This is a genomic window from Vibrio sp. 10N.261.52.A1 (genome assembly GCF_002876325.1).
GTDB classification, from domain to species: domain Bacteria; phylum Pseudomonadota; class Gammaproteobacteria; order Enterobacterales; family Vibrionaceae; genus Vibrio; species Vibrio chagasii.
Map to the genome: position 1 here is coordinate 1 of NZ_MCYD01000573.1, position 8262 is coordinate 8262.

An 8262-nucleotide genomic window follows, 5' to 3' on the forward strand; every position below is an offset into this window, starting at 1 on the left:
TCTTCGGAGCTCTTTTTTATGGGTGCAATAGTGTGCGAGCGCATGTCCTGAATATGAATCACAACAATCGAGTTGATGGTCACTAAATTATTGTAAATTCATTGTTTTTACGTCTACCTTATTAAGCATAAGGATGTATAAAAACAAGGAATGTTATGTCTGCATGGTTGTGCTTGCTAGTGAACGGATTGAAACACCAGCGAGTTGCAGTATTATCCGCAATGTTGTCTTTACCTATGTTGTCGCTGCTCAGTTTCAATGCGCATGCTAATGAACAGGCTTTATCTGTTGGATCGGAAGCTCTGCATGCTAGCTCTCAAGCGACGTATGTTGGTTCTGAAGCTTGTATCGACTGTCACAGCGCAGAAGTGGAAGCGTGGCAAGGTTCTCATCATGATATGGCGATGAAGCATGCGACCGATGAAACGGTACTGGGCGACTTCAACGATCAAACCGTGACTCATAAAGGAAAGCCCAACCGTTTTTTTCGCAAAGGCGATGAGTTTTGGGTCAACATCGAAGGGCCAGATGGTCAATTCAAAGATTACAAAATCAGCTATACCTTTGCCTTTGAGCCTCTACAGCAATATATGGTTGAGTTTGAAGACGGACGCGTACAGTTGATTCCTTTCGCTTGGGATTCTCGTACTGAGGACGAAGGCGGCCAACGCTGGTTTCACCTCTATCCTGAGACCACCAACACGGATGAATTCTACTGGACCAACAGTGGCCAGAACTGGAACTTCATGTGTGCAGACTGCCACTCAACGAACCTAGAAAAGAACTACGACAGCGCAAGTAATACCTACAACACCACTTGGTCTGAAATTAATGTCGGTTGTGAGGCGTGTCATGGCCCCGCAAGTGAGCACGTTGAACAAGCAAAGCAAGCTACTCATTCGGCCAAAGCCAACGGTGGTAAAAGCGTTCAACTCACGGCACATTATGGTTTTGACCGCGATTTGTCTAAGTCGGTCAAAGAGTGGGTTTACCAAGAGGGCAATTCCACCCTTCAACCGAAAGACATCATTCATACCAACCAAGTCCAGACCTGTGCTCAGTGCCATAGCCGACGCACACAACTGAATGAGACGGCTGATCATGTGAAGGGATCGTTCTTCGATAAATATCGTCTGAGCCTAATTAGCCCGGAACTCTATCATCACGATGGTCAAATCTATGATGAAGACTACGTTTACGGCTCATTCTTGCAGTCAGCGATGGCTGAGAAAGGTGTCACTTGCACTAACTGTCACGATCCCCATACCGCAGAGCTGAAAATTGCGGAAGAAGCAGTATGTAGCCAGTGCCATATTGCATCCGAATACACACCAGAAAAACACACCTTCCATGAGGCAAACACAGAAGCTTCAAAATGTACCACTTGCCACATGCCTGAAACGACGTATATGGAGGTCGATCCGAGACGTGATCATAGCTGGCATGTTCCGCGACCGGATATTAGCCAACATATTAAAACGCCGAACGTGTGTACCAGTTGCCATGAAGACAAAACCGATCAATGGGCCGATAAGCAAATTGGTCAATGGTTCCCTGATTCTAAATATCGAAACCAACAGCATTTCGCTGTGGCTTTTTACGCGGACTCAATAGGGCACAGAGGCGCGGAAGATGCACTGGCGTATTCGGCTCAGGATTCTAGCTTAAGTAATATTATTCGAGCATCAAGCTTGGAGCGCTTGTATGGTAACACGGGTAAGAACACTCTTATTTCATTAGCAAGGGCAGTAAAACACGACGATGAGATGATCCGTTTAGGCGTTGTACAAGGTTCATCTGGTTTCTCGTTTACCGACCGTTGGCAGATTCTAGAACCACTGCTGACTGATCCAGTATTGTCTATTCGTTCAGAAACAGCTGGCGCGCTAGTCCGTTATTGGGGAGAAATGAATCCGCTGCAGAAAGACCAAATCAAGCCTGCATTGGAAGAGTACATTGAGATACAGCGCTTTAATGGTGACAGAGGTTTTGGAAGAACCAATCTGGGTAATGTTTACCGAGATTTAGGTAAGCACGAACAAGCCATTGAGTACTACTTAGGCGCTATCGAAATCGAACCATATTTCGAGAATAGTTACGCCAACTTGGCTGATCTGTATCGGGCTTTGGGTGATGAACCTAAAGCACTAGCGACCTTGAAGCAAGGCATTCAAGCTCAGCCAAAATCGAGTGTATTGCCATACAGTGCAGGGCTGTCACTGCTGCGAGTGAAAGACTACGACCAAGCAACGCGTTATCTAAAACAAGCGGCAGAAACGGCACAGACGGATCCGCAATACTGGTATGTGTATGGCTTGGCATTGGAAAAATCGGATGTACTTGCGGCGAGCCAGTCATTACACAAGGCTTATCAATTTAGCCGAAACCCTCAACATTTGTATGCACAGTGTGAAGTGTTGGCGCGAAACAACCATATACCGGGTGTGCCAAAAGCATTTGAACAGTGTATTTCATCATTGAGCAAAGTGGCGCCGCCAGAAGCCATTAACCAATTGAAGGCTAGGCTTAAATAAAACGATGAGGTTAGCTTGGTTATGCTGGTTGTAACGTTTTACACCATAACCACTTATTGCGTTTATAACCAATAGTTATTGAGCTTGTGAGTAGGATGTACGCAGCCAGTTTGAATAAAGGAAGACCTATGAACCATGCGCAACAAGCAATAAACCAACTGATTGAACAAACAGAAAAAAGTGTTATCGGACAGAGTCACGTCGTTCGGGCTCTTGTGATAGGGTTATTGACCAATGGGCATGTGCTTTTAGAAGGGCTTCCTGGCACAGCGAAAACACGTTCAGTAAAGTCGCTTGCCAACTTATTAAATACCAGTTTTGGTCGAATCCAGTTCACACCAGACCTATTGCCATCAGATGTGACGGGTACAGAGGTGTATCAAGAGCTAGACGGGAAACCTCAACTGCACTTCCAACCGGGGCCTATCTTCAACAGTATTGTCCTAGCCGATGAAGTAAACCGTGCGCCAGCTAAAGTACAAGCGGCACTGCTTGAGGCGATGGCCGAAGGCACGATCACGGTAGGTGGTCAAACTCATATCCTTCCTGACTTATTCATGGTGCTCGCGACTCAAAACCCAGTTGAGCAAGAAGGTACATACCCACTACCTGAAGCGCAAATGGACCGTTTCATTATGAAGGTGACGGTTGATTACCCAGAAGATGAAGCAGAGCGCGACATCATTCGCTTGGTTCGCAGCGAAGAGCTAGGCAATGAGACCAGTTCAGAACTAGTGACTCCACAACATATTGAACCTGAATTAGTGCTTGAGGCACGCCGCCAGCTTCCTGAAATCGCAGTATCTGATTTGGTTGAAAACTATATTGTGGCGTTAGTTATGGCGACTCGAAAGCCTGAACGTTACCCAGAATCTAACTTATCCAAATGGATTGAAATTGGCTCAAGCCCACGTGCTTCTATCGCTCTAGATAAGTGTGCTCGCGCTTATGCTTGGTTACAAGGGCGTGACCACGTCACGTTGGATGATGTTCGTGCTATGTTACCAACCGTGTTGGGGCACCGATTCTCATTGTCTTATGACGCACTTGCTGACGGTGTTGACCATCAAAGAGTCGTTGAAGAGCTACTTGATAAAGTAGAGATCGGATAACAAGGGGGCGTCATGGCGAAGCCAACACAAGCTCCCAAATCGCAAGGCCTTGATCCAAGACTGTACTGTGATTATTCAAAGTTAGTGCGAATACAGGCGCAAGCTGAGTCGTTTTCCCTGTTGCCTAACCTAAAAGCGGGCAGTGTCCTTTCGGGAAGACACAACTCGTTATTTCGTGGTCGTGGTTTGAACTTTGAAGAGTTACGACATTACCAACAGGGTGATGATATCCGTAACCTTGATTGGAAAGTCACCATGCGAACCGGGAAACCACATGTTCGTAGCTATACCGAAGAAAAAGACCGCAATGTGATGATCTGTGTAGACCAACGCAGTTCTATGTTCTTTGCCTCTCAAGACACCATGAAGTCCGTCGTTGCCGCGGAAGTGGCGGCATTGTGTGGTTGGCGGGTTCTTAAGGATGGAGACCGCGTCGGTTTTGTTTTGGCTTCACACCAAAAGCTATTTCACACAAAAGCGCAACGTTCTCAGTCTGATTTGCTATCCCAACTCAAACGCCTTGCTAAAGCGAACCAGAGTTTGGGTGTAAATGTGAGTGACAATGAGGGAGTCGGCTTTACTCAATGGATCGAATTGATTAAGCGAATGAGGTTAAAACAGTCGACGTTAATCTTCATTAGCGATTGGCGTGATTGCCAAGAGCACCACGTAGACCGTTTGAAACAACTTCAGCAGCATAACGATATCCTCGCAATCATGGTCACTGACCCATTAGAGCGTTCACTGCCAAGAGATCTTGCGAGTGCAAACTGGGTGGTGAGTGATGGTCGCTTTCAATTGAGCCTAGATAGCCAATCTAAGGTCAACCTTGCAAGCGAGAGCCTGGCTCAGAAAGCGGCACTTCAAAAACAATCTCTAGCTAAATTAATGGCGATGAAAAACCTTCCGTATATCGAATTAGACACGTCTGGCAATCATATTTCCCAGTTACAAAAGTTAGTGGGAGGGCGCTAAATGACAGTTGAACATACGCCTCCTAGTACTTATATCCTGCGTGAGCTGCACGATGTGGCGATACCTAATAGTGTTAGCTGGGCTCCACAAACGATAGGTTGGAAGATCCTTGGCGTTATCTTGTTATTAGCGGCTCTCTACCTGGCCTATCGTTTGGCGCTAAGGTGGTGGAATAATCGCTACCGAAAAGAAGCACTTAATGAATTGATGTTATTGGATGCGAGAGACAAAAACTCCCCTGAGCAGGCTTTTAAAGTGCTTAAAGTTGTACTCCGTTATTTAGACAGCAGCAATGCAAAGTTGTTTGGACAAGCTTATGTAAAACGTTTGAATGCTCACCTTCCTGTCAACACGCAAACAGAGAGTAACAACGCATTCTTTGCCGAGGAAATCTCAGAACTATGGATGCAAAGCCTCATTGATCCAAAGGTACGCTTGACCTTTGAACAGCGCTCGGAAGTGATTCAAACCTCAATGATGTGGTTAAAGCTCCATAAGCCTGATGTTCAACTGGCGGTTGAGGGGCAAGTAAATGATTAGTCTCTTCTCTTCTAGTTTTGAATTTGCACATCCGTTGTGGTTCGTTGCGCTGCCTTTGCCTCTGTTGGTCTACTTAGCGGTGCCGGCTTATCGAACCAAACAAATGGCTATTAAAGTGCCGTTCTTCCACGAATTGGTAGAAGCGATTGGCGAAGCACCTTCTGAAGGGGCAAGTCAATTGACGCCAAGCTGGTGGCAACGTACCACACTCATCATTACTTGGGTGTTGGTTGTTTGCGCTCTGGCTAAGCCAACCATTCTAGGTGAGCCTCAGGTTCGTGAACAGCTTGGTCGGGATGTCATGGTGGTTGTTGATTTATCTGGATCAATGGCAGAGAAAGACTTCACATCTAAGCAAGGCAAGAAAATCTCACGTTTGGAGGCAACGAAAGAGGTGTTGGCGGACTTTGCGAAAACCAGAAAAGGCGACCGCTTAGGTTTGATCTTGTTTGGTGATGCTGCGTTTGTGCAAACTCCATTTACTGCCGATCAAGATGTATGGCTTGAGCTCTTAAATCAAACAGATGTGGCGATGGCCGGGCAGAGCACTCATTTGGGCGATGCGATTGGCTTAGCGATAAAAGTGTTTGAGCAGAGCGGTATGCAAATGTCTGCCGAACAGGCCCAAAACGATATCGAGCGTGAGAAAGTCGTGATTGTTCTTACGGACGGTAATGATACGGGCAGCTTTGTCGAACCTATCGATGCTGCAAAGGTTGCCAAGGCAAAAGGTGTACGTATCCACGTGATTGCGATGGGAGATCCTCAGACTGTCGGAGAAGTTGCTTTGGATATGGAGACCATCAATCGAATAGCCTCTGAATCTGGCGGTGAGGCGTTTGAAGCGCTTAACCGTGATGAACTCAGTACAGCCTACGAACAGATCGGTCAACTTGAACCCCAGTTATATGAAAGTACAACATATCGACCAAAGCAGGGCTTACACCACTATCTGATGGCGGTCGTTGTCGTCATGTATCTCACTGCATTTAGCCTAGCAACGGTAAGACGTCGCCGTGCCGTTCGTTTGTCGAACCTTGAAACGAAAGGAGAGAGTGATGTTTGATTCTCTCGCAGTTCAACAGTTTTTTACTCAGTTTCATTTTATTCGCCCACTCTGGCTCTTAGCATTCGTGCCGATGTTTTTCTTACTTTGGTTACGTTGGCGAGAAGAGACCAAACCGAGCTGGAAAGATATTCTGCCAGAGCATTTACGTAATGCGCTGACGATCGGTGAGACCGGGTGGCGCAAACAACTACCACTCAAGCTACTGATGGTTATCGTGACTATCGCGATCATTATTTGCTCAGGGCCAACGTGGCAGCGTGAAGCATCGCCATTTGGTGAAGACAAAGCCTCGATGTTGGTGGTACTTGATAACAGCGAATCCATGCTAGAAAAGGATTTACCCCCTAGTCGCTTTGAGCGCTCGAAGCAAAAAATTCGAGACTTATTGGCGGCGCGCAAAGGCGGTAATACAGGTCTAGTTGTGTATGCAGGAAGTGCTCATGTCGCGATGCCGGTGACTCAAGATAGCAAAGTTTTCGAGCCGTTTTTGGCGGCAATTACCCCTGAAATTATGCCTGTTGATGGTAAAGCGGCTGAGAAAGCCCTGCCTTTGGTTCAACAACAATTGTCTGGTGAGCCAGGCTCAACCGTGTTGTTAGTATCTGATGGTGTGAATCCTACAACTATCAAGGCGTACGAACAGTTCTTTAATGAAAACAGTTACCAGCTGTTGATCTTGGCCGCAGGTAATAGCCAAATTGTGAGTAATAACCCAGTAGACCTTGATTCATTGAGCTCGTTAGCCAAGGCTACCGGTGGTCGCTTGATTGAAGTGACGGTAGATGACTCTGACATCAAAGCGCTTAACAGTGCGGTTGAACGTAACATGCAGCTCAATGGCGAATCTTCGATGCCTTGGAAAGATATGGGCTACGGATTGTTGTTCCCAATTGCCTTCATCATGTTGCTTTGGTTCCGTAAAGGCTGGCTCGTGCAGTGGTGTCTAATTGGAGTTGTTACGACAGGTGCTTTTTATGCGCCAAACTCAATGGCAAAAACGGTTCAACTTACGGCGGATAGACCTGCTGAAGTGGAAACGTTATCGGCTTGGGATAAAACCGCCCAATGGTGGTGGGATTTATGGCTGACACCAGACCAACAGGGTCAGCGATTGCTAAACCAACAACAGTATTTAGAAGCTGCGAAACACTTTGAGGATCCACTTAGGAAAGGTGTCGCTTACTACTACGCACGCGAGTTTAAGCTTGCCCATAGCGCGTTCTTACAAGTCGACAGTGATTTTGGCTTATACAATGCGGCCAGTGCTCTAGCTAGACAACGAGAGTATCTGGCTGCACGAGATTTGCTGAAAAGTTTAAATGATAAGCCTGACCTTGACCCTAATTTAAAGCCTGACGTTCAGCACAACTTAGCCGTGGTTAATGGCATTGTTGAAGAAGTCAACCGAACCAGTGAAAGCCAAGCGGGCACGACGGATGGACCCGAAGAGTCATTTGAACTGGATGACGATAAACCTCGCACGGGGGATGGTGCAGAAGAAGAGACGGTTGCGGAATTAATGCTTAAAGAAACGCTCAATGCGAATGAGATTCTTGGTAGTCAAGAGCTCGCCGATAAGTGGTTAAAGCGAGTGGAAGCGGATCCTAAATACTTCCTTCGCGCTAAATTTCAAATCCAATTGCGTGAACCATCACCAGTATCTAACGAGGAGCAAAAGTAATGAGTTATTGTCAGTTTTTGTCTCTCAGTTACTCTAGAGATTCGAACTCAGTTAAGCCGTTAAGTCATGTACAGCATGGTTTCGTCGTTATGTTGATGGCTCTGCTTATCACCTTGTGTTCCTCTTCAGCCTACGCTCGTGATATTTATGATCTTCAGCGCAGTGGTGATGTTGAGCTTATCGCATGGGTAGGAGAAAAACCGAAACCGGGCGATAAAATAACGCCGGTTAAGGTAAGCGTTAATGAACAAGTGATTTTGAATATCGAAGTCGCGACACCACGTTGGTTTACGGGTGGTACACGTATCGGTAGCATCGAAATTCCGAACGTGATAGCAAAGCAGCGTAATC

Annotated in this window: 6 protein-coding genes and 1 pseudogene; all 7 read left to right on the forward strand. The window is 46.5% G+C overall.

Annotated elements, in window-relative coordinates:
• Positions 1–155 precede the first annotated feature (155 nt).
• Positions 156–2534 carry a tetratricopeptide repeat protein gene (locus tag BCT81_RS09270; RefSeq protein WP_102423943.1) on the forward strand — a complete coding sequence of 793 codons (2379 nt, stop codon included), beginning with the start codon at positions 156–158 and terminating at the stop codon, positions 2532–2534.
• 128 nt (positions 2535–2662) lie between these two features.
• Positions 2663–3646: a MoxR family ATPase gene (locus tag BCT81_RS09275; protein WP_102423944.1), complete on the forward strand. Its 984-nt coding sequence runs from the start codon at positions 2663–2665 to the stop codon at positions 3644–3646.
• A 12-nt stretch (positions 3647–3658) separates the two neighbouring features.
• Positions 3659–4621, forward strand: coding sequence for a DUF58 domain-containing protein (locus tag BCT81_RS09280; RefSeq protein ID WP_102423945.1), 963 nt, complete (start codon positions 3659–3661; stop codon positions 4619–4621).
• Positions 4622–5161 (forward strand): DUF4381 domain-containing protein, encoded by a 540-nt coding sequence (locus tag BCT81_RS09285; RefSeq protein WP_102423946.1) that lies wholly within the window; start codon positions 4622–4624, stop codon positions 5159–5161.
• Positions 5154–6227: a VWA domain-containing protein gene (locus tag BCT81_RS09290; protein ID WP_102423947.1), complete on the forward strand. Its 1074-nt coding sequence runs from the start codon at positions 5154–5156 to the stop codon at positions 6225–6227. Before BCT81_RS09285 ends, BCT81_RS09290 begins: the two co-directional genes overlap by 8 nt.
• Positions 6220–7911 carry a VWA domain-containing protein gene (locus BCT81_RS09295; RefSeq protein ID WP_102423948.1) on the forward strand — a complete coding sequence of 564 codons (1692 nt, stop codon included), beginning with the start codon at positions 6220–6222 and terminating at the stop codon, positions 7909–7911. Before BCT81_RS09290 ends, BCT81_RS09295 begins: the two co-directional genes overlap by 8 nt.
• A gap of 89 nt (positions 7912–8000) precedes the next feature.
• Positions 8001–8262 (forward strand): annotated as a pseudogene (locus BCT81_RS09300) (hypothetical protein); the annotation flags it as partial.

Bases quoted from the DNA above. Each gene is read 5' to 3' on its own strand.
- BCT81_RS09275 (WP_102423944.1), top strand. From the start codon at position 2,663: ATGAACCATGCGCAACAAGCAATAAACCAACTGATTGAACAAACAGAA.
- BCT81_RS09280 (WP_102423945.1), top strand. From the start codon at position 3,659: ATGGCGAAGCCAACACAAGCTCCCAAATCGCAAGGCCTTGATCCAAGA.
- BCT81_RS09270 (WP_102423943.1), top strand. From the start codon at position 156: ATGTCTGCATGGTTGTGCTTGCTAGTGAACGGATTGAAACACCAGCGA.
- BCT81_RS09295 (WP_102423948.1), top strand. From the start codon at position 6,220: ATGTTTGATTCTCTCGCAGTTCAACAGTTTTTTACTCAGTTTCATTTT.
- BCT81_RS09290 (WP_102423947.1), top strand. From the start codon at position 5,154: ATGATTAGTCTCTTCTCTTCTAGTTTTGAATTTGCACATCCGTTGTGG.
- BCT81_RS09285 (WP_102423946.1), top strand. From the start codon at position 4,622: ATGACAGTTGAACATACGCCTCCTAGTACTTATATCCTGCGTGAGCTG.